This window comes from Limnobaculum zhutongyuii (genome assembly GCF_004295645.1).
Classification (GTDB): Bacteria; Pseudomonadota; Gammaproteobacteria; order Enterobacterales; family Enterobacteriaceae; genus Limnobaculum; species Limnobaculum zhutongyuii.
This window is the reverse complement of sequence record NZ_CP034752.1, coordinates 4,469,557-4,490,784: the sequence shown is the minus strand read 5'-3', so window position 1 is coordinate 4,490,784 and position 21,228 is coordinate 4,469,557. Positions and strand designations below refer to the sequence as shown.

At 46.7% G+C, this 21,228-nt stretch carries 22 protein-coding genes; 13 read left to right on the top strand and 9 right to left on the bottom strand.

What is annotated here, in order from left to right:
* Positions 1–406: 406 nt before the first annotated feature.
* Together mobB and mobA are read right to left on the bottom strand one after the other, a co-directional pair.
* Positions 407–931 carry a molybdopterin-guanine dinucleotide biosynthesis protein MobB gene (gene mobB / locus EKN56_RS20205; protein WP_130593441.1) on the bottom strand — a complete coding sequence of 175 codons (525 nt, stop codon included), beginning with the start codon at positions 929–931 and terminating at the stop codon, positions 407–409.
* Between the two features lie 3 nt (positions 932–934).
* Complete coding sequence (gene mobA / locus EKN56_RS20200; protein ID WP_130593440.1) at positions 935–1,510, bottom strand: molybdenum cofactor guanylyltransferase MobA; 576 nt, start codon at positions 1,508–1,510, stop codon at positions 935–937.
* 486 nt (positions 1,511–1,996) lie between these two features.
* On the opposite strand from mobA, the gene nrfA reads away from it, so the two are divergent.
* The 13 genes from nrfA to EKN56_RS20135 all read left to right on the top strand — a co-directional run bounded on the left by nrfA (position 1,997) and on the right by EKN56_RS20135 (position 13,243).
* A complete protein-coding gene (gene nrfA / locus EKN56_RS20195; protein ID WP_130593439.1) occupies positions 1,997–3,433 on the top strand; it encodes an ammonia-forming nitrite reductase cytochrome c552 subunit in 1,437 nt (478 codons plus the stop codon).
* Positions 3,434–3,479: 46 nt separating this feature from the next.
* Positions 3,480–4,040 (top strand): cytochrome c nitrite reductase pentaheme subunit, encoded by a 561-nt coding sequence (nrfB, locus tag EKN56_RS20190; RefSeq protein WP_130593438.1) that lies wholly within the window; start codon positions 3,480–3,482, stop codon positions 4,038–4,040.
* On the top strand, positions 4,037–4,708 hold the full coding sequence (gene nrfC / locus EKN56_RS20185) for a cytochrome c nitrite reductase Fe-S protein (protein WP_130593437.1): 672 nt from the start codon (positions 4,037–4,039) through the stop codon (positions 4,706–4,708). Before nrfB ends, nrfC begins: the two co-directional genes overlap by 4 nt.
* Complete coding sequence (gene nrfD / locus EKN56_RS20180) at positions 4,705–5,661, top strand: cytochrome c nitrite reductase subunit NrfD (RefSeq protein ID WP_130593436.1); 957 nt, start codon at positions 4,705–4,707, stop codon at positions 5,659–5,661. Before nrfC ends, nrfD begins: the two co-directional genes overlap by 4 nt.
* A gap of 23 nt (positions 5,662–5,684) precedes the next feature.
* Positions 5,685–7,604, top strand: coding sequence for a heme lyase CcmF/NrfE family subunit (locus EKN56_RS20175; protein WP_130593435.1), 1,920 nt, complete (start codon positions 5,685–5,687; stop codon positions 7,602–7,604).
* A complete protein-coding gene (locus EKN56_RS20170; protein WP_130593434.1) occupies positions 7,601–8,152 on the top strand; it encodes a DsbE family thiol:disulfide interchange protein in 552 nt (183 codons plus the stop codon). Before EKN56_RS20175 ends, EKN56_RS20170 begins: the two co-directional genes overlap by 4 nt.
* Positions 8,152–8,610: a heme lyase NrfEFG subunit NrfF gene (nrfF, locus tag EKN56_RS20165; protein WP_130593793.1), complete on the top strand. Its 459-nt coding sequence runs from the start codon at positions 8,152–8,154 to the stop codon at positions 8,608–8,610. The genes EKN56_RS20170 and nrfF overlap by 1 nt, the downstream gene beginning before the upstream one ends.
* Entirely contained in the window at positions 8,607–9,461 is an 855-nt protein-coding gene (gene ccmI, locus EKN56_RS20160) for a c-type cytochrome biogenesis protein CcmI (RefSeq protein ID WP_168189691.1), read from the top strand. Before nrfF ends, ccmI begins: the two co-directional genes overlap by 4 nt.
* Positions 9,462–9,526: 65 nt before the next feature.
* Positions 9,527–9,796 carry a YihD family protein gene (locus EKN56_RS20155; RefSeq protein ID WP_130593432.1) on the top strand — a complete coding sequence of 90 codons (270 nt, stop codon included), beginning with the start codon at positions 9,527–9,529 and terminating at the stop codon, positions 9,794–9,796.
* Positions 9,797–9,855: 59 nt separating this feature from the next.
* Positions 9,856–10,842, top strand: a complete 987-nt coding sequence (locus EKN56_RS20150) for a serine/threonine protein kinase (RefSeq protein WP_130593431.1) — start codon at positions 9,856–9,858, stop codon at positions 10,840–10,842.
* Between the two features lie 23 nt (positions 10,843–10,865).
* Entirely contained in the window at positions 10,866–11,564 is a 699-nt protein-coding gene (gene dsbA, locus EKN56_RS20145; protein WP_246019902.1) for a thiol:disulfide interchange protein DsbA, read from the top strand.
* Positions 11,565–11,970: 406 nt separating this feature from the next.
* A complete protein-coding gene (locus tag EKN56_RS20140; RefSeq protein WP_130593430.1) occupies positions 11,971–12,687 on the top strand; it encodes a DUF3053 family protein in 717 nt (238 codons plus the stop codon).
* 196 nt (positions 12,688–12,883) lie between these two features.
* On the top strand, positions 12,884–13,243 hold the full coding sequence (locus EKN56_RS20135) for a YibL family ribosome-associated protein (protein WP_130593429.1): 360 nt from the start codon (positions 12,884–12,886) through the stop codon (positions 13,241–13,243).
* Between the two features lie 528 nt (positions 13,244–13,771).
* Here EKN56_RS20135 and EKN56_RS20130 read toward each other — a convergent pair.
* The 7 genes from EKN56_RS20130 to yiiM all read right to left on the bottom strand — a co-directional run bounded on the left by EKN56_RS20130 (position 13,772) and on the right by yiiM (position 21,165).
* Positions 13,772–14,674, bottom strand: coding sequence for a dihydrodipicolinate synthase family protein (locus EKN56_RS20130; protein ID WP_130593428.1), 903 nt, complete (start codon positions 14,672–14,674; stop codon positions 13,772–13,774).
* Entirely contained in the window at positions 14,674–16,383 is a 1,710-nt protein-coding gene (gene ilvD / locus EKN56_RS20125; protein ID WP_130593427.1) for a dihydroxy-acid dehydratase, read from the bottom strand. The genes EKN56_RS20130 and ilvD overlap by 1 nt, the downstream gene beginning before the upstream one ends.
* Positions 16,384–16,451: 68 nt before the next feature.
* The gene (locus EKN56_RS20120; RefSeq protein WP_130593426.1) at positions 16,452–17,795 is read right to left on the bottom strand and encodes an MFS transporter; all 1,344 of its coding nucleotides are present in this window, start codon (positions 17,793–17,795) and stop codon (positions 16,452–16,454) included.
* A 205-nt stretch (positions 17,796–18,000) separates the two neighbouring features.
* The gene (locus EKN56_RS20115) at positions 18,001–18,663 is read right to left on the bottom strand and encodes a 2-dehydro-3-deoxy-6-phosphogalactonate aldolase (RefSeq protein WP_130593425.1); all 663 of its coding nucleotides are present in this window, start codon (positions 18,661–18,663) and stop codon (positions 18,001–18,003) included.
* Complete coding sequence (locus EKN56_RS20110; RefSeq protein WP_130593424.1) at positions 18,660–19,556, bottom strand: 2-dehydro-3-deoxygalactonokinase; 897 nt, start codon at positions 19,554–19,556, stop codon at positions 18,660–18,662. Before EKN56_RS20110 ends, EKN56_RS20115 begins: the two co-directional genes overlap by 4 nt.
* A gap of 97 nt (positions 19,557–19,653) precedes the next feature.
* On the bottom strand, positions 19,654–20,388 hold the full coding sequence (locus EKN56_RS20105) for a FadR/GntR family transcriptional regulator (RefSeq protein ID WP_130593423.1): 735 nt from the start codon (positions 20,386–20,388) through the stop codon (positions 19,654–19,656).
* Between the two features lie 96 nt (positions 20,389–20,484).
* On the bottom strand, positions 20,485–21,165 hold the full coding sequence (yiiM, locus tag EKN56_RS20100; protein WP_130593422.1) for a 6-hydroxyaminopurine reductase: 681 nt from the start codon (positions 21,163–21,165) through the stop codon (positions 20,485–20,487).
* Between the last annotated feature and the right edge of the window lie 63 nt (positions 21,166–21,228).

The following is a 21,228-nucleotide window of genomic DNA, read 5'->3' as shown; positions in this document are numbered from 1 at the left end:
TCACTTCGGCTGAAAGGCTAGGTTTTTTTTGCTTTATACAGATTGTGAAATAATCAGAGATTAGCCCTGCCGGCCGGGCACTTTAGCGATATCAGCACATACCGGTTACGGCCGGAATATCCGCTTAAGCCTATTTGCCAGCAACTTGAAACCGTAAGTTCAGATAGCCTTTTACATCATGTGTTCAGACGAACACAAAAGAGTGTGTATTTCTGTCAGTAGGTAAAATTAATATCGAAGAGACTAAAAAATAAATAATTCAGCATTATTATTTAGTATTAATAATGAGTAAGGATAATCTCTTTTCATTTAATTAAATTTGATGAAACGCTTTAGCAATAAAGTATCAACTCACTATATAGATAACTTTTCCCTGATATAACCAATACTATCTATTAATTAGCGATTATGTTTTTTTATTTAACCAACACTGAATAAAGTCGGCTATTTGCTCAAGGCTATTTATATCCAATAGTGGAACATTAACCGACATAGTTTCGTCTGTTGCCAGTGCAATAACATGATTATCGATTAATCCATCCAGAGGTTTACCCACTGAACGGCGAAATAGCGCTATTTTATCAATGGGCTCATGTTTAAAGCCTTCGACTAATACTAAATCAATCTGGTTAGCATCAAATTTATCCGCCAGCTCTGTCAGACTTATGGCTCTGTCTGGTGTTTCTGTCATTAAAGCCCAGCGTTGGTCACAGGCCACAATAGTTTGTGATGCACCGGCTTTACGTAATTCATAGCTGTCCTTTCCTGGTATATCAATATCCATATTGTGGTGAGAATGTTTAATCAGCGCACAGCGAATACCCATGTTGGATAAAGCAGGTATTAACTGTTTAAGTAACGTAGTTTTTCCTGTGCCGCTGTACGCGGTTATGCCTAATAGAGGAATGCGTTGTTTCGTGATTATTGTCATGTTCTATTTATTCCAGTTCTGGCATTCATCCAGCGTATTAATATTTTTAAATGCCTGAGGCATGTCACTAAAATCAACCGCAGTGGCCTGTTGTTGAGATAAGAAGATCATAAGCTTACGATCTCCTCCCTGAAGATAGTTGCGTAGTGGTGCTATCAGGTGAGTATTCATTAATGCCAGAGTAGGATGCGCCCGCTCCCCGTCATCGGCATAAGCGACGAGCTGATTATTTCGGTTATTCCACAATCTTTCAGCCAGAGTATCAGGGATTAGCGGTGTATCGCAGGGAGCAAACAGAACCCATTCCGTCGGGCTATTTTCCAGTATGGTTAATATGCCTGCCAGAGGGCCCTTGAAGCCTTCAATGGAATCCTGAAATACCTGATAGCCGCTTTTCTTATACTCTTCTGTATTGCGGTTAGCGCTGATAATAATGTCTCTGACCTGAGGCTTCAGACGAGTAAGAACATGCAGGTATAGCGGAGTACCATCAATGGTGACTAAACCTTTGTCTGTACCACCCATTCTGGTTGCCTGCCCACCGGCCAGAATGGCTCCGGTAATTGAAGGTATCGACATTGCACTTTCTCTTTAACCGACTCAACAAGATGAGCTATTTTAACGCGTTCACCGATAAATAGTCCTGTTTATTCGCTCTATTGATAATAGTTTTCATTCAAATATCAATTTGAATTTCGTTATATACATTATTTTTATATTTTCTTTATTATTAATAACGATGTAACTCTTATTAGGTATATTTATTTAATTGCATGGTAAATATATACCTATAAATGGTTAATTCCATATATAACTATTTATGATTATATTCAAATCGTTGTTGAAAATAATATTTGAACCCTATCAAGAAAATGATTTTTACCGACGTTATTCATTGATCTAAAACAACCAATATTAAGACAAATATTTATTTGCTCTCTGAATAGATATATTTAGGGGGATAATAAAATACTACCTGAGTAGTAGTTTAGTGCACTGGAAGCAGCACATAAAAAGATATCTATATCTTAGTAATCGGCTCAATGAACGCCGAACTTATAATAAATGGGAGTACTTACCGTGGGCAAGATTAAGGCAAAGTTATCAGCTAGCTTACTGATATTGTTTGCATCACTTCTGGTGGGCAACACAGCATTAGCTAATAAACCAAATGTAGAGGCCCGTAATGAGGTCTTTGCAAAAGATCATGCGGATCAATACGATTCATGGCGCGCAACCAGCGAGTCAAATAAGTTAGGCGGCGGTCTGGATGAATATCCTGATATGGTTATTCTTTGGGCCGGTTATCCATTTGCAAAAGATTATAAAAAAGCACGTGGTCACTTCTATGCCATTACTGATGTGCGTGAAACACTGCGTACCGCAGCACCAATGAAAGATACCGATGGCCCGTTACCGATGGCCTGCTGGAGCTGTAAAAGCCCGGATGTAGCTCGTCTGATCGATGAAGGTGGTGAAGACAAATACTTTGAAGGCATGTGGTCGAGAGGCGGCGCGCAGATTGTTAACCCAATCGGTTGTGCAGACTGTCACGACACAGCATCTAAAGATTTTGCTGAAGGCAAACCAGCGCTTTATATGTCTCGTCCTTATACCGCTCGTGCATTAGAAGTTATTGGTAAACCATTTGATAAAGCCAGCCATCTGGATCAGCAATCGATGGTTTGTAGTAACTGCCACGTTGAATACCACTTCGATGGTAAAAATAAAGCGGTTAAATTCCCTTGGGATAAAGGGATGACCGTAGAGAAGATGGAAGAGTACTACGACAACATCGCTTTTTCTGACTGGACTCACCTGTTATCTAAAACGCCAATGCTGAAGGCTCAACACCCAGAGTATGAAACCTGGAGCCAGGGTATTCACGGTAAAAATAATGTGACCTGTATTGACTGTCATATGCCGAAGGTACAAAACGCAGAAGGCAAACTGTATACCGACCATAAAATTGGTAATCCTTTCAATCGATTCAATGACACCTGTGCCAGCTGTCACACCCAAACTAAAGAGCAATTACAAGATATCGTCGCGACCAGAAAAGAAGCGGTCAGAGAGCTGAAGAAGAAAACAGAAGCTCAGTTAGTTCATGCTCACTTCGAAGCGAAAGCGGCATGGGATGCCGGTGCAACAGAAGAAGAGATGAAACCAATCCTGATGGATATCCGTCATGCGCAATGGCGTTGGGACTATGCGATTGCTTCGCATGGTATTCATATGCACGCACCTGAAGTCGGTCTGAAAATTCTGGGTACTGCGTTAGATAAAGCGGCTGATGCCCGTACCAAACTGGCCCGGTTGTTAGCAACTAAAGGTATTACACACGAAATCGCATTACCTGATCTTTCCACTAAAGCTAATGCGCAAAAAGCATTAGGCATGGATATGCAAAAACTTGAGAGCGACAAGCAAGAGTTCCTGAAAACCCGCGTAGCGGAATGGGACGCAAACGCCAAGAAAGAAGAGCGCTTGTTAAGCAAATAAAGTTATCGGCCCCGGTATTCCGGGGCCCAAATAAGGTGGAATTATCATGGGCAGTTTACGTTCATTATTTAAGGGCGGACTGTTAATGCTGGTATCAATGTTTGCGCTGACGACCATGTCGTCATCCGCAGAACCGGTACCGGAGCAGAAAACAGAAGCGTCGTCCGAATATAAAGTAGAGTTGCAGCGCAATCGCGACTATGCTTGTACTCAGTGTCATAAAGACACTAAAGATGGCATGCACGGCGCGCACTCAAAAGCGATTAATCCAAATAACCAACTGCCGGTGACCTGTACCAACTGTCATGGCAAAATCACTCCGGAACACCGCAATGGCGTTGCGGATGCGATGCGTTTTAACGAAGACGTATTCCCGGTTGATAAGCAAAATCAGGTTTGTATGACCTGTCACCAGCTGGAAAAACTACGCACGGCGTTATGGGCTCATGATGTCCATATCCTGAAAACTTCGTGTGCCAGCTGTCACCAGTTGCATCCGACGAAAGATCCGGTACAAGGATTGGATCAAAAAGGTCAGATCAAGCTATGTGTTGACTGCCACAGTAAACAACAGCAGCAATACCAAAAAGAGAAGGAAACACCATGAGTTGCTCACGCCGTCATTTTATTGCCGGTATGGGAGCAGTAATCTTTATGACCGGCCCGGTTAACCGTACGCTGGCGCAGACCATGTCAATTAACGGGATTCGTTATGGCATGGTGTATGACGAAACTCGTTGTATTGGCTGCACCGCGTGTATGGATGCTTGCCGGGAGGTGAATAAAGTTCCTGAAGGGGTATCGCGGCTGAATATCATCCGCTCTGGTCCGACAGGAGAGTTTCCTGAGGCAAAATATCAGTTTTATCGTCACTCTTGTCAGCATTGTGATAACCCGCCTTGTGTGGATGTCTGTCCGACAGGGGCTTCTTACAAAGATGCTGCCACGGGTATTGTTGAAGTGAATCCGGAGCGCTGCGTTGGCTGTCAGTACTGTATTGCTGCCTGCCCGTATCGCGTACGCTTTATTCATCCGGTCAGAAAAACCGCCGACAAATGTAACTTCTGTCGCGACACCAATTTGGCTCAGGGCAAGCTACCAGCCTGTGTGGAATCCTGTCCTACCAAGGCATTAACCTTTGGCAATCTGGACGATCCAAATAGCGAAATTGTGAAACTGATAGAGAATAAAACCACTTACCGTGCGAAAGTACATTTAGGCACCGAGCCGAAAATGTATCGTATTCCAAGCAAACATGGGGAGATTAAAGGATGAGCAGCGCTTTCCATTTTGAATCCCTGGTTTGGGACTGGCCAATCGCCATTTATCTGTTCCTGATTGGCGTTTCTGCCGGCATGGCGACTATTGCCGTGTTTCTTAAACGCCGGGTGTTAGCTGATGGCGCAAGCCGCGATGGCATCATTAAAGCGACAGCAATTATTGCTCCGCTGACGGTGATAGTGGGTCTGGTGATTCTGATTTTCCACCTGACACGCCCGTGGACTTTCTGGTACCTGATGATTTTCTATAGCCCAACATCGGTCATGTCGATGGGGGTTATGCTGTTTCAGGTATATATGTTAGTTCTGATCGTCTGGCTGGCAGTACTGTTTCGTCAGGAGATAGCTAACTTTCTGGAGCAACGCTTCAAAGGACTTCGCTGGATTAACGGTATTATTTCGGCACTGGCCCGTTTCGAACGGGTGCTGGAGCCGTTAATGATTTTCCTGGCGGTGGCGCTGGGGGCTTATACCGGCTTCCTGCTGTCGGCACTGAAAACCTATCCAATGCTGAATAACCCAGTACTTCCTGTACTGTTCCTGTTTTCCGGTATTTCATCCGGAGCGGCGGCGGCGGTGCTGTTTGGTATTACCTGGTTTAAACAGCCGGTAGATAGCCCGTCAGTTCACTTCGTTCATCAGATTGAAAAACCGGTTGTCCTGTTTGAGTTGTTCCTGCTGCTGGCACTGTTTGTTGGCCTGTTCTTTGGCGGTGGTCAGAGAGAAGCGGCGGCAGTTGCCGCGATTGGCGGTGGGTTCTGGTCAAACGTTTTCTGGTTTGGCGTGATCGGACTGGGAATTTTATTGCCGTTGATCATGAGTATGGTGTGTAGCAAGCGCGTTCAGCACAGTAAAAGTTATATAATAGCGGTCGCATGTATGGGACTCTCCGGCATACTGCTATTACGTTTCTTTATCCTGTATGCCGGTCAAATGACGGTAGCCTGAATGTTTGATAAAAAGGATATAGCATGATCCCTGATTTGGGGCTGCTATCCCTGTCAGGTGCTTTGGCACTTGCGATATTACTGAGTATTGTTCCGCTGGCAGGTATTTATTGCCGGCGGGCATTACTCATTCGCTATGCAGCTCCCCTGAGTTACGGGGTTTGTCTGCTTATTACCCTGTCTATTTCGTTCCTCGGTTACAGCTTCGCAACCGATGATTTCTCCGTAATGTATGTTGCCCAGCATTCTAACTCCCAACTACCGCTGTTTTTTAAAGTGGCGGCCGTGTGGGGTGGACATGAAGGCTCCATGTTGTTTTGGCTATTTTCTCTCTCAATATGGACAGCACTGGTTGCCGCATTGCGCAGCCGGATGGATAGACAGATCAATAGCACCGTGCTGGCGATTCTTGGCCTGATTATGGTGGGGTTCTGTCTGTTTATTCTGCTGTATTCCAACCCTTTCGAGCGGGTATTTCCTGCGCCGATGGAAGGGAGGGACCTCAATCCGATGTTGCAGGATATCGGTCTGATTTTTCATCCTCCGTTGTTGTATCTCGGTTACGTAGGATTTGCGGTCAATTTCGCATTTGCCATTGCGGCGTTGTTAAGTGGACGTATGGATGCCGCTGTTGCTTACTGGAGCCGTCCATGGGCGCTAGCCGCATGGATCTGTTTAACCGCCGGTATTATTTTAGGCTCATGGTGGGCCTATTATGAGCTGGGTTGGGGCGGATGGTGGTTCTGGGACCCGGTTGAAAACGCCTCTTTAATGCCCTGGCTGTCAGGAACGGCGTTACTGCATGCCCTGATTGTGACGGAGCAACGCGGCACTTTCAGTTACTGGAGTTTATTGCTGTCGATTTTTACCTTTGCCCTGAGCCTGCTGGGTACCTTTATTGTTCGTTCCGGTGTATTAACGTCGGTTCATGCTTTTGCTGTCGATCCCGATCGCGGCATTATGTTGCTACTGCTGTTGGGTGTAGCGATTGTTGGTGCGTTAACGCTGTTTGCTCTCAGAGCGAATACCCAGTCGGCGGTCGCCCGTTTTAGCCTGTTTTCTCGCGAAGCGTTATTGCTGATGGCAAATGTACTGTTGAGCGTTGCCACTTTGATTGTCTTGATTGGAACCTTCTATCCGATGCTGTTTACCGCGCTGGGATTAGGTTCTATCTCGGTTGGTGCACCTTACTTTAACAGCACCTTTGTACCGCCAGTATTGTTGATACTTATGGTCATGGGGCTATCACCTCTGAGCCGCTGGAAAAGTATGGCATCAGGCCAGATAAAGTGGCTTGCTGCTTTAGCGTTATTAGCGCTGATTGCAGGTGGTACTGCGGCTCTGATGTTTGAGCGTTTCTATCCGATGGTGGCGGTTGCTTTAGTGCTATCGGTATGGGTTATTGTCAGCAATCTTACCTTTGTCAGGCATTTGTCATTACGACGTTTGGGTGTGCTGTTAGCCCACTGTGGTGTGGCGGTTACCGCGATTGGTATTACCTTATCCAGCTACTATTCCACTGAAACTGGCGTAAAAATGGGGCCGGGAAGTGAAAGTACGCTGAGTGGTTATCAGTTCCATTATGATGAAACCAGACTGTTGATTGGCCCTAACTATACGGCGGAGCAGGCGGTTATTCGCGTTACGCGTGAGGGCAAAGAGGTCACGTTATTGATGCCGGAACGCCGTCACTATACGGTTCGAACCATGCTGATGAGCGAACCGGGAATTTCCTGGAACCTGCTTGCGGATCTGTATGTGGTGATGGGCGAAAAAGTTGATAAGCAGAACTACGCCCTGCGTTTTCACTATAAGCCATTTATTCGCTGGGTATGGGGTGGTGGGTTATTGATGGTGCTGGGGGGTGGATGTAGCCTGTGGAGTAAACGCAGCAGCAAGAAAAATAATGCGGGAATGTGTCAGCACAATGAGGTGACATCATGAATCGGTTAAAACTATTTTTACCTCTGATTCTGGTGCTATTCATGGGCATTGCCCTCTATTTTGGCTTAAAGCAAGACCCCCATCAGTTAGGGTTGACTCAGCAGGACAAGCCGATGCCTGTGTTTGTGGCGGAAGATTTGCTGTTGCGCAATAAAACCTTCAGCCAGCAAGATTTTATCGGACATATTACGGTATTAAACGTATGGGCCAGTTGGTGTCCGTCCTGCAAACTGGAGTTTCCATTCTTAAAAACTCTGCGCGAACGCCCTGAATTTAAACTTTATGGTTTGAATTATCGTGATAATCGCCCGGCAGCGCAGGAAGTCCTTAATAAGCTGGGGAATCCGTATCTTCGTTCGGTTTACGATCCAAACGGCAAGCTGGCGCTGGAGTTAGGTGTATATGGCACCCCGGAAACCTATTTGATCGACAGTCAGGGCGTTATTCGCTACCGCTATTCTGGTGAGTTAAATCAGGAAGTCTGGCAAAAAGAGTTTCAGCCTAAAATTGAAGTGCTGCAAAGCATGGCATCGGGAGGTTCATCGTGATGCGTCTGGTTTGTCGCCTGATCTTGTTGATGTTAGTGGCATTGCCGTTGCGGGCCGACATTGTCGATACCTGGCAGTTTAAAAATCCGGAGAACCAGCAGCGGGCTATTAGTCTGGCAAAGCAGCTACGTTGCCCGCAGTGTCAGAACCAGAATCTGGTGGAATCTACCTCTCCTATTGCCCATGATTTGCGTCTGGAAGTTTACCGTATGGTGGATGAGGGTAAATCGGATGAACAAATTGTCAGTTTTATGACCCAGCGCTTTGGCGACTTCGTGTTATATAAACCTCGCTTTAATAGCCAGACCGCGCTGCTGTGGTGCAGTCCGTTGGTACTGATGTTGTTTGGCTTGTTGATTATCTGGCGTTATGTGAAGAAACGCCGCCAGTTACCCACTCCGGCATTAACCGAAGAGCAAAAGCGCCAGCTGGATAAATGGCTGGAGAAGAAGTCATGATGCTTTTCTGGTGTGGCGCCGGGCTGATGCTTTGCCTGATTTTGTTGATTATTTGGTTACCGGTGATTCGTTCAAACAGGGAATCTGCCAGCGGTCGGGATTTACGCAACGACACCAATGTGGCCCTTTATCAACAGCAAATAGCATTAGCCGGAAAGCTGTTTTCCGAACAGGAAAAAGCCAATGGTCTGTCAAATGAGTTTCAACAAGAGCTCTCTCTGAGCCTGTTGCAAAATATGACCACCGCGGAAAAAACGGCCCCCGTTATATCCCAGCGAACCTCGAAAATCATTCCGGTCGTGATGACAGTGGTTGCGGTACTGATTACCGTTGTGGGCTATGGATATATTGGTCAATATCAGGCGTCGGTACAGTACAGTCGGGAAAATCACACCGATCCTTTTTCCGGTATGGATATCAGCCAAATTCAGGATAAGGTAGTAGCAGAACTTCAGCAGCGTATCCGCCAGTCACCCGGCGATCCGGAAGCCTGGTTCTTGCTTGGCCAGCGCTATCTCAACAGTAACGAATTTGAAAACGCACTAATTGCCTTCGATCGGGTAACACAGCTGCGCGGTAATGATGCCGAAGTGCTCACAGCGAAAGCCACTACCCTCTATTATCAGGCTGGCCAGCGTATGACACCTCAGGCACAGACCTTAATCAATCAGGCTTTGGCTCAGGAACCTAATCAGGTGACGGCCTTGATGCTTCTGGCATCAGATCACTTCTTAAACGCACAATATCAGCAGGCGATTGATATCTGGCAGCAACTGCTGGACAGCAACAATCCGCAAATTAATCGGGCTAAGTTAATCGAAGCGATTAATATGGCTCGCATGATGAAATAACAAGCTGTTAAAATTTGATTAACCCTGATACCGTGTGACTCTTTTAAATAAAAGGGAGAGGCGTTATGAAATGCCATCGCGTCAATGAACTGATTGAGCTTATCCACCCGGCCTGGCAGAAAGATCCGGATCTGAATCTGGTTCAGTTTCTGCAAAAATTGGCTACCGAGGCAGGTTTTACCGGCCCGCTGAGTGAATTAACTGATGATGTGCTGATTTACCATCTTAAGATGCGTGACAGCGCTCGTACTGAAGTGATTCCCGGTTTAAAGAAAGATTATGAAGAAGACTTTAAAACCGCCTTATTACGCGCACGTGGTATTTTAAAAGATTAAACCCTGTGTATGATAACCGGCTGGTAGTCCGAATAACCTTGTGGTGATATAAATTCCTTATGAATTCAGCAGCTTTTGCTTTCCATACTTTAATGCCCGATATGATTCTGGATGCACTGGAAAGTGTAGGGCTGCGTGTGGATTCCGGCCTCACCGCGCTGAACAGTTATGAGAATCGTGTCTATCAGTTTATGGATGAAGACCGTAAACGTTATGTGGCGAAATTTTATCGTCCGGAGCGTTGGTTACCGGAACAGATACAAGAAGAGCACGATTTCTCTTTAACGTTGTCTGAAACAGAGATCCCGGTTGTCGCTCCGCTGGTGATAAACAATCAGACGTTACATTACCATCAGGGATATATGTTTGCTGTTTTCCCCAGCATGGGTGGACGCCAGTATGAAGTGGACAACCTTGACCATCTGGAATGGGTTGCACGTTTTCTGGGGAGAATTCATCTGGTTGGCAGACAACGGCCGTTTGTTGCCCGTCCAACCATGGGGTTAGATGAGTATCTTTATCAGCCTCGACGGGTACTGGAGGAGAGTTCTCTGGTGCCTGCAAGCGTTAAACCGCTACTATTGCCGGTATTGGATGAGTTAATCCAGGCCGTGGAACAGCACTGGCATACGGATTGGGCATTATCCCGTCTGCATGGTGATTGTCATCCGGGAAATATTCTGTGGCGCGATGGTCCAATGTTTGTTGATTTGGACGATGCCCGTAACGGACCGGTGGTACAGGATATTTGGATGCTATTGCAGGGCGATCGTTCAGAACAGCTAATGCAGCTGGATCTGTTTGTGGAATCCTACAGTGAGTTTGCAGATTTCGATCAGAGGGAGCTGGCACTGATCGAGCCATTACGCTGTATGCGGATGGTTTATTACCTTGCTTGGGTGGTTCGCCGTTGGGAGGATCCCGCGTTTCCAAAAAGCTTTCCCTGGATTGCAGATAATGATTTTTGGCAGGCGCAGCCATCGTTGTTTACTGAACAGGCTAAGTTGCTACAGCTTCCGCCGTTGCAACTGATGCCAATGTACTGATTATTGTTTTACGGAGTATAGTTATGAAAAAGATGTGGTTGGTGCTGGTATGTGCAGTTGTTGCTGTCGGTGCTTTTTTTATTTGGTCAAATTCTTCTACCCCGGCAAATGCAGATTCCAAGCCTACCGGTAGCAGCTCAGTTGTGGTGGCATCCAATTTCCAAAACGGTAAGCAGTTTGAAACATTGGACAGAGGCGCAACAGAAGAGCCACAAGTACTGGAGTTTTTCTCCTTTTTCTGCCCACACTGCTATGACTTCGAAAACGTCTATCACATGAGTGACGAGTTTAAGAAGCAACTGCCAGAAGGCGGTAAAATGGTTAAATACCACGTTGACTTCATGGGCGGTGAATTAGGTTCTCAACTGACTCAGGCATGGGCAGTTGCTATTACTTTAGGCGTTCAGGATAAAGTGGCTCCGCTGATTTTTAACGGCATCCAAAAAACTCAAACTATCCGTAATCTGGATGGTATTCGTCAGGTATTTATTGAAGCTGGCGTAAGTGGAGAAGAGTTTGACAGCGCGTGGAACAGCTTCATTGTTAAATCTCTGACTGCTCAACAGCGTAAACTGGCCGAGGATGTTAACTTAAGAAGCGTGCCTTCTGTTATCGTTAACGGAAAATACATGGTGAAGAATGATGGTCTGGAAGCCAAGAGCGTTGAAGGCTTCATTCAGGAATACAGCCAGGTTGTTAAATATTTACTGGGCCAGAAGTAATTAATCCGTTTTTTTAGTAATAAAAGAGCCTCATCAAAAAAGTTTGGTGAGGCTTTTTTTTATCCATAAAACACCAATTTATTCTTTATATTGCGTTCTGTGGGAGGCAATATTCCAGCAAGTTATATTCCTGAACACGTTTAAGTAGAAAACGCATAAATATTCCCCCGCTTTTTGTTTTAGTTATTGTTCTTTGTTCCAAACCATGTCGATTGCGTTGTTAAATAATCGTATAATTTTCAATTAACTATGTAATTATATTTAGCATTTTAGTTTAATCGCTTTATTCCATTAACACCGAATGCTAACGTATCTCGGTTTCTGCGGTATATCGATGAGTGAACGAAGGACTCGTTTTCTGCAGAGTAATTAATGGATTATTAGTGAATAAATTTCAGGAGCATGTATGTCTTTAGTTAAACAAAAAACATGGGTTCGCTTTTTAGCTCCTCTGTTTGCTTTGGGTCTGGTATTTCAATTAGCGGGTTGTGGTGATAATGAGCCAGAGCAGCGTAAAGCGTTCAGTGAGTTTCTACAGACGCAGGTGATTGATGGCACTAAAATTCGTTTACCGGAATTAAGTAAAGACCAAGAGAAAGCTTTTGGTAATTACACCAAGGATTATGCGCTGTTAACCAACTTTACCAGCCAACTGGACGGTGCTTTTTCTGGCGCTATGCAGTCTTCAATGACTGAGTTAAGAACGCTGAACAGCATGAAAGCAATGGTTGAGAACCGCGAGAAAGTTGAAAAAGCTCAGGCCGAAACTAAAGCTGTTCAGGCTAAACTGGACGGTATCGTTAAGCAAACCGCAGACAGCTATGCCACGATGAAGCTGCCAGAAGATTTAAAAGTGGTTTATGACAAAGCTTATGCCAAAGTGGTTACTCAGCAAGGTGATTTAAGCAGACAAACCCTAACGCTGCTGGATTCTACTTTTAGCGATATTCTGACCATTTCTGACTTCCTGAAAGCTCAGGGTAATAAAATTGAATATAACGGCCCGGTTGTTCAATTTACTGAACAGGCTGGACTGGATAAATTCAATGAAATGAATGCGTCTTTACAAAAGAATCAGCAAGCGCTGATGGATATTGCACGTAAAATCGCACAAATCATGTAATATTTGCTGAATCTTCAGTGAAAAAGACAGAACGGGTCACTTATTATAGTGGCCCGTTTTTTTATTCGCTTTCCGGATAAGCGATGATTCTACACTCAGGATTAGTACTGAGATTAGGTTACGTTTATACTCCCTGTCAGACCATCCCGTATAGCGGGATACCTCACTATTTAAAGCCAGAAATTAAGGTCGAGTTATGAAACAACAGGCGGCAGAAATTAAGCGGTTGAGCGACCGTCTCGATGCGCTGAATCGTAAAGAAAAAGAGATTATAACCAAAGGGTTGGATACCGATCTCAGCGAAATTGATGCTGAAAAAGTAACGCTACAGGCTGAAATTGAAAGGCTCAGACAAGAAAAAAGTCAGGTTCTGAGTGCCAAAGCGCAAAAGATTCAAAAGATGCCGTTTAGTCGTCCTATTACCAAGGCCGAGCAGGCCGATATGGGCGCATTAAAGAAAAAGGTGAAAGGGCTGGAAGTCGTCCACCCGATGACGGCTCTGGGTCGTGAGATGGGGTTGAAGGAAGTTACGGGGTATGCCAGAGGGAAGTTTTAGGGTTGTTTGTTGATTAATTGGCATCAGCGGATATTCCGACCGTAAAAACAATGTGCCTAAATTGACATAGAGTGCGGTCGGAAGACAATCTGTACTTGAGTTGGGAGTGCGTCGGGCCTGGCCGGGCTACGGGCACTTCGTTGGCTCACGCCAAGTCGACCCCCACGCCCGTCCCTCCCAACGATTGACTATGTTAAAACACAAAACTGAATCAGATGACTTTGTCAGCAGTCTGAGGCCGCTTAAAACGGCCTGTAATTGATAACAAAATCTGATGAGCTAATGGCTATACCAAAAAATAGCCAATCGTTGGGAGGAACCGTCGTTGGGGCCGTAGCAGCTTCAGTTGCCGGACAAACAGGCAAAGCCTGTTTGGACAGCGCTTGCGCTGGCCCGACGCGCTCCACTGCTAAGTACAGGTGGTCTTCCGGCCGAGCACGAAGGTGATATGAGTAACATCGTTTTTACGGCCGGAATATTCATTGAAGCCAATTTATCTGGTATATCAGTTGCCTGTACTATTAGCGACTACAACCGAAACTGCTCAATAAATTGTTCGATGCGCTGGTGGTCTTCCTGAGTGAGTGACCAGCCGGGGTGGCGGCAGTAGTCGTTACTGATGATTCCCCGACGCATCAGGATGTTTTTCTCTACCTGAATAATATATTCGCAGTGGGTCATCCATTGTTGAATGTAGGGAAGTAATGCAGCGTGCAGCGCTTCGGCTTGTGCTGTCTCTCCCTGTTTCCAGTGCTGATAAATACGCACATAGATCTCAGTAAATGAACAGCCGGGCATGACGCCTTTACCACCTGCTGCCAGCATTTTCAGCATATATAAACCGGCATAGCCGTTTAGTACTGACGCCTGTGGAGCCAGCCGTAAGAACTCACGGGTGTAGTCTACCGGAGGGTTGCATTCGATCTTAAAGACCGCATGAGGGTAGCGTTTTGATACATCGGCAAGCTGTTGTGGCGTGATCGGTAGCCCTGTTTCACCCGGCGCATATTGCACCAGCACCGGGATATCTACCGCTTCAAGCACGCTGAAAATATGCTGTTGTATTGCTAACGGACTGGGTTGCAAAAAGAAGGGCGGCAGTAGCATTAATGCATCTGCACCCATTGCCTGATAACGTTTGGCCCATTTTACCGCGACTTCCGTACTGTGCGCGGTAACGGATATGGTCCGATACAGCGAACTACCTTTCAGTGTATTGGTAAAAACGTCAGCCAGACGCTGGCGTTCATCGTCTTCCAGTTTGGGGAATTCGCTGGCAATACCAAACAGCGTTACGCCATGAGCGCCACTGTGAGCAAGATGCTCCAGCATGTGGATAAAGCTGCCTTCATCGATTTCGCCGGTGGCCGTGAATGGCATGGCGGCAATCGGGTTTACACCATATATGTCGTTTGAATTATAGCGAGCCATTATTCAATATCCTCTCTGTCTGCCAGTACTGCACCTTGTGCTGCCGGTAGTGCCCAACGGCGATAAAGGCGAAGGAAACCGCGGGGTACCTGTTTCTCTATCGGTTTCCACTGTGCCCGGCGCGCCGTGAGTGTGGCTTCGTCCACATGCAGGTCCAGTAAACGCTTCAGTATATCGATAGTGATTAAATCACCTTGTTCAATCAGCGCTAATACACCACCATCGCTGGCTTCCGGGGAGATATGACCCACAAACAGACCACGATTAGAGCCAGAGAAGCGACCATCGGTAATCAGAGCACAACTGTCTGACAGCCCCATACCTTCGAGGCTTTTCATCGGCTTATACATTTCTGGCATTCCCGGGCCGCCTTTCGGGCCCTCATAGCGCAGAATTAATACACTACCGGGTTTAATGTCGCCTGACATAATGGCATCGACCGACTCCTGCTCACTGTTAAATATCACCGCTGGGCCAGTAAATTTCATCAGGTGATCCGGTACCGCGGCGGGTTTTACTACACAGCCTAACGGCGAGATATTGCCGTGCAAGACTGCCACGCCGGACTCATTGCGCACCGGAATAGCCAGAGTATGAATGACCTCAGGGCGAGGTGTGCGTTGAGCAAGGCTCAATACTTCCGCTTTGGTTTGTCCGCTGACAGTCAGGGCATTGGTATCCATTAATCGGCTGATTTCATACTCGACTGCCTGTACGCCACCGGCCTCCCAAAAATCAATCATGTCATATTCAGAAGCAGGGTACAGAGAGGCAACCAGCGGTACCTGATGGCTTAGTTCGTCGAATGTAGAGAGTGGCAGATGCCCTAATTCAGCTTCGTAGTAGATCGCCTGTAAGTGAAGAATGGCGTTAGTTGAGCCGCCGGTGGCCAACAGATAGATAATAGCGTTGCGAATTGCGGCCGGAGTTAAGATTTGACGGGCATTCACGCCGCGTTTCACCAGATCAACCGCAGTCTTTCCACTCTCAACAGCAACGTCGCGGCGTGCTTGTGAAATGGCCGGGTGAGTACTGCTGCCCGGCAGGCTCATGCCTAAAACTTCTGCAATGCAGCACATGGTATTCGCCGTGCCATACATCGTGCAGGAACCCACTCCCGGCTCGGCGATATTTTCAATATGTGCAAACTCTTCTTCGCTGATTTCTCCCCGTTTTTTCCAGCCGATGGCTTCGGTAACGATATTACCGTCCCAATGTTTACCTTTGTATTCTGCGGGATACATTGGCCCACCATTCACTAAAATGGCGGGTACATCCAGCCGGGCGGCAGCCATCAGCATGGCCGGTACGATTTTGTCACAGGAACCAAGCAGTACCATGCCGTCAAAGCGATGTGCTCGCATCATCACTTCAATCGACGCGCAGATAACTTCACGAGCAGCCAGAATATAGCGCATGCCCAAATGGCCTTCGGCAATACCATCACAAGGGGCAATAGTACCGAATACCATCCCCACTCCACCGGCTTCCTCAATGCCTTCCAGCACTTTTGCCGTCAGGTCATTCAGATTGGCATGGCCAGCGGTGGCATTGGTGTAGCTGTTGACCACGGCAATCACCGGTTTACGCAATTGTTCATCGGTGTGCCCCATTGATTTATATAATGCTCGCTTTAACGCGCCATCATCGCCTTCCAGTACCGGGTTAAAATGAGAACCACAGCTGGAACAGCCTCCACATTGACTCATAGCAAACTCTCTGTATTTATTGTTTTGGTTATCAGGCACGTCCTGCTGGTCGTGCCTGAGGAAAATGATTACGGTTTAATCTTTTTTTGTGGATTGGCCAGACGGGCTGGAAGTGTGAAGATCAGTGGAGCACACAGCAGCAGGAATCCTGCCAGAATGTATAGCCCCATATCGGTGCGACCGGTTTGGTCTTTCAGCCAGCCAAGGACGGTTGGGCCGAAGAATCCTGCCAGATTGCCAATGGAGTTAACCACGGCAATCCCTGCGGCGGCAGCGGTTCCTGACAAAATAGAACCCGGCAGGCTGATATAGGTTGGGATAAGCGCCAGGGTTCCGCTCATGGCCACGCAAATCCAGGCCATCATCCAGAATGTAGAACCGTTATAGTAAGTACTGAGCACTAAACCAACACACCCAATGATGGCCGGTATGGCAATATGCCAGCGCCGTTCATTTTTCAGATCAGAATGGCGGCTGTTCCATACCATGACACAGGCACCAAACAGATAAGGCAGTGCGGTCAACAGACCAATGTGGAAGTCATCGGTAACGCCGGACGTTTTAATGATCGACGGTAGCCAGAAATTAATGCCGTAATAGCCGATGTTAAAGCTAAAGAAAATCAGTGACAGCAGCCAGATATAGGGGTTACTCAACATACTTTTCAGGCTGGTGTCGATTTTTCCATGGTTGGCAATGCGTTTGTTTTCCTGATCTTTAGCCAGATCGCGAATAACAATGGCTTTCTCTTCATCGGTTAACCATTTGGCAGATTTCACGTCGTTATCTAAAAAGCGCAGTACCACAAAAGCTAATAAGAAGGAGGGAATGGCTTCTACCAGAAACAACCACTGCCAGTTATGCAGACCACCAACGTCCTCAAACAGTTTCAGGATCAGGCCGGAAAGCGGGCTACCAATAATGGTGGAGAGTGGGGTTACCAGAATGAACAGACCAAGGGTTCTGGCTGAGCGCCATGATGGGAACCACAGCGTGAGATAGAAAACGATGCCAGGAAAAAAGCCGGCTTCTGCGACACCCAACAGGAAACGCAGAATATAGAATGAGGTTGGTGTAGTAACAAACATCATGGCTGCTGAGATAATAGCCCAGCTTGCCATAATTCGGGCAATCCAAAAACGTGGCCCGTATTTCTGCATTAACAGGTTACTGGGTAATTCAAATAAGAAATAACCAAGAAAGAATATACCTGCACCTAAACCATAAACGGTATTACTGAAGCTTAATGCATCCTGCATATGCAATTTAGCAAAGCCAACGTTAACCCGATCCAGATAGGCAAAGAAATAGCACAGGATCAGAAAAGGAATCAGCCTTCGGGTTATTTTTTGGTAGACGCTTTTTTCTGCCAGAGCAGTGGATTGCGTTTGTTCTATTGTGATTTCAGACATAGGTTGTCCTTATTATATTTCTGGTTAGATATTACGATCCCTGCTTAAAAAAGAAATGCGGTTACCCTTCTTTTCTTAAGCATTAAGAAATGAATCGTTTGTTTTTATTACTACGTCATATCAAGAAGATAAATGGCTCACTGTTAAATATCAGAAAGCATTTCATCTGTTATAAAGCGATAACTGCCTTATTCTTTTTAATGCGTTAATGTTCTGATGATATTTTCACACTGTTTATCCAGGCATCACGGTAACGTAAGGCATTGGCCTCCAGCATTTTCATTGTCATTCCGACCTGATAAAGCCCGCCACCCAATCCGAAACCATCGGCACCCGCCTGACAATAGACTTCCATTTGCGCGGAATCGGCCTGAATACCACCAACCGGCAGGCAGGCTATGGTTTTAGGCAGTACCACGCGCATTGCTTTCATCACCGATGGCGGCAGCATCTCTGCAGGGTAGAGTTTCAAACCACAGGCACCGGCCTCGATGGCAGCAAAAGCTTCGGATGGTGTTGCCACTCCGGGCAGGCTGGTTAACTTTAGCTCTGCGCTGGTTTTAACCACGGCAGGAGAAAAGTTAGGTGAAATAATTAACTGACCACCAACGTCATAAACCTGTTTAACTTGTTCAGCGGTTAACACCGTACCGGCTCCCACCTGTGCTTTTCCGGCTACGGCATCCAGCATAATCTTGACCGTTTTTAACGGCTGTGGGCTGTTAAGTGGCACCTCAAGGAAACGAAAACCACACTCCACCAGTAGCTGAGCTGCGTCGTGGGCTTCATCCGGCGTGATGCCGCGTAAAATGGCAATCAACGGCAATCCGCTCTGGCGTAATTGATGATGAAATTGTTCAGCAGTCATTGCTGTTCTCCTGCGATATGTTGGTACAGATGGCTAATTCCCTGAATAAAGCACTTATCCCCATCAATGCTATGCAGGTTAATCCCCAGATATTGAGCCGCCTGTGAGTAGTTTTCTGTCAGTTTGGTTGAGCCAACGCACCATATCGGCTGAGTTGTGGTACAGGTAGCCAGTTCAGCGCCAATCAACAAGCCGGACAGATAGCTGTGAATATGTTGCTCTGCGATCTGCTTGTTTAACCGATAAGTACGGGCAGAGAACAGCAGATGACTGAGTGGTGTTTTATGCTGGGCGGTTTCGATAGCGGAATGGAACACCGCCAGATTATGCTCTTGTGGGGGGAGTGCTTTGCCAAGAATTGAGTGCTGGCTTAGTAAAGCAAACAGCTCACCCGTCATATAGGTAGAGAAATGGGAGACCGACTGGTTATCCATTAATACATGCTTGCTGTGGGTGCCGGGTAAAATGACCCGATATTCAGCAGGTCCATTAATGGCGGAAAGCCCAGCAAGCTGTACCTCTTCACCACGCATCACGTCCGGCTGTTGATAAGGGCTGTGGCAACAAATGCCGGGAATGATCCAGACCGGGCTCGACCAGCGGGTGGTGAATGCATAAGCCTGCCTGGTCAGAGAAGAGAAACTACAGGGAGCCTCTACGTAAGGCACTTCATGCCAGCCCTGCTGCGAACCGACCATACCGGCCATAACGATCGGATAGGGTGCTTCTGCAAACCAGCGTTGTAACAGACGTAATAGCTCTGCCTCGAAGTTTCCCGGTTCAATTTGCAGCAAGCCTGGTCCCTGAGTACAGCGATCGATACAGTCGTTACCCTGCATTAAAAATGCACGAAAATTGGTGGTACCCCAATCAACAGCAATCCATTTGTTCATTAGTATTACAACCTTTATAATCTTGTAATACAAGAAGCGTAGAGCAAAAAGATATTGCGATCTGTGAAGCAGATCGTATTGTGGAAAAAATCAGCAATTAGTCGATATGGGTAAAGATTTCTGGCTGGTGGCTCTGCAATCGTTTTTGTGCCGCTTTTAGCAGAATATCGCGCATCCGCAGCTTAGCGGTATCCACCTGCTTAAGGCGAATAGCATCCAGTAAAGCGACATGTTGAGTAACAGCCTCTTTGGTCAGGCGAACATCTTCTTCCAGAGTCTGTTTAAAAGAGAGCGACATAGCAGAAGAGAGAGCATTACTGAGGGATAGCAGAAAGGGGTTATGGCTGGCGCGTAGCAACGCAAGGTGGAAGGCTAAATCACCTTGTTCAAATAACTCACGGGAATTCTGCTGCTGCCCTTCAGACATCAAATGGCAGGCATCTTCCATGGCGGCTAAATCTCTGCCGGTGGCGTTAGCCGCCGCCAGTGCAGCAACGTTGGGTTCGAAAATCAGACGGGTGACCATCAACTGTTCAACCATCCCCTGCTTCATTCCACCTTCCGTTAACCAGAGTAAAACTTCAGAATCGAGGAAGTTCCACTGTTCGCGGGGAGTGACAACGCTGCGACGCTTGGGCTGAATAGAGACCATACCCTTGGCCGAAAGAACCTGCAGTGCATTCCGGATGGTGGTACGTGAAACCTGATATTGCAGTGCCAGCTCGTTTTCGCCCGGCAGAGACGGCACTTGTGATAAATCACCGCGCATAATGCGAATAGCAAGGTCGCGCGTCAGGGATTCAGCCATCGAAGGTGCAGTGGTTTTCGTCATCAACATATCCATCATCAGTTATAAAGAGACAGGGAGCTGCCAAAGCCTGTTGGCAGTATGACCATACTCTCTATCCTAACACGGATTAAGCAATCATTAATCAGCAGAAACACCCACCAGTCGACGATCCATATCCTCAATTCGCTTAGTCAGAATTCTCATTTGCATATTCTTGCTCCAACTGGCGGACAGACCACTGGCAGACAGCAAACGACGATACTGCTCTTCATCAAAGGGGGAATTAAACGCAATGGAGATAGCTTCGTCGACGGAGACATCGCTATTACGGCTTACCAGCTCCAGCGGTTGATTGGGATTGACTCTACCCGCTGAAACCACGCGATAGAGCCAGCCACAGAGGCCGCTGTCTTGCATGATGCGGGCGAACCCCTTAATTTTGCAGTGATAATTTAGCTTATAGCAGGGTGAACGGGGCTGTGTAACCTGAATGAGGGTTTGTCCCCAGCGGAAGATATCTCCGATAAAGACCGTTTCTTCAGTCAGATTTTGGGTGGAGAGGTTTTCTCCAAACAGCGGTGCAACAAACTGTTCTGCCTGTTGTGGAAAACGCATTTTCCAATAGTCGTAATGTTCCCGCGGGTAGTGGCATAGAGCGCGATCTGCTCCGCCATGATGGCGATTATCTGCCTGTTGATCGCCTTCAAAACCCAGCGGTGTGAGTATCAACTCACCGTCAACCGCGCGCTTATCGATAGCGCTGGGTGAATGGTCATAATAGGGTTTAATTTTGCCAATATAGACAAGGGGAGAGTGCATGGTAACCGCCGGTTTTACTGAATAACTAATTTATTTCAGCATACTGGCTGTTACAGGCCATAT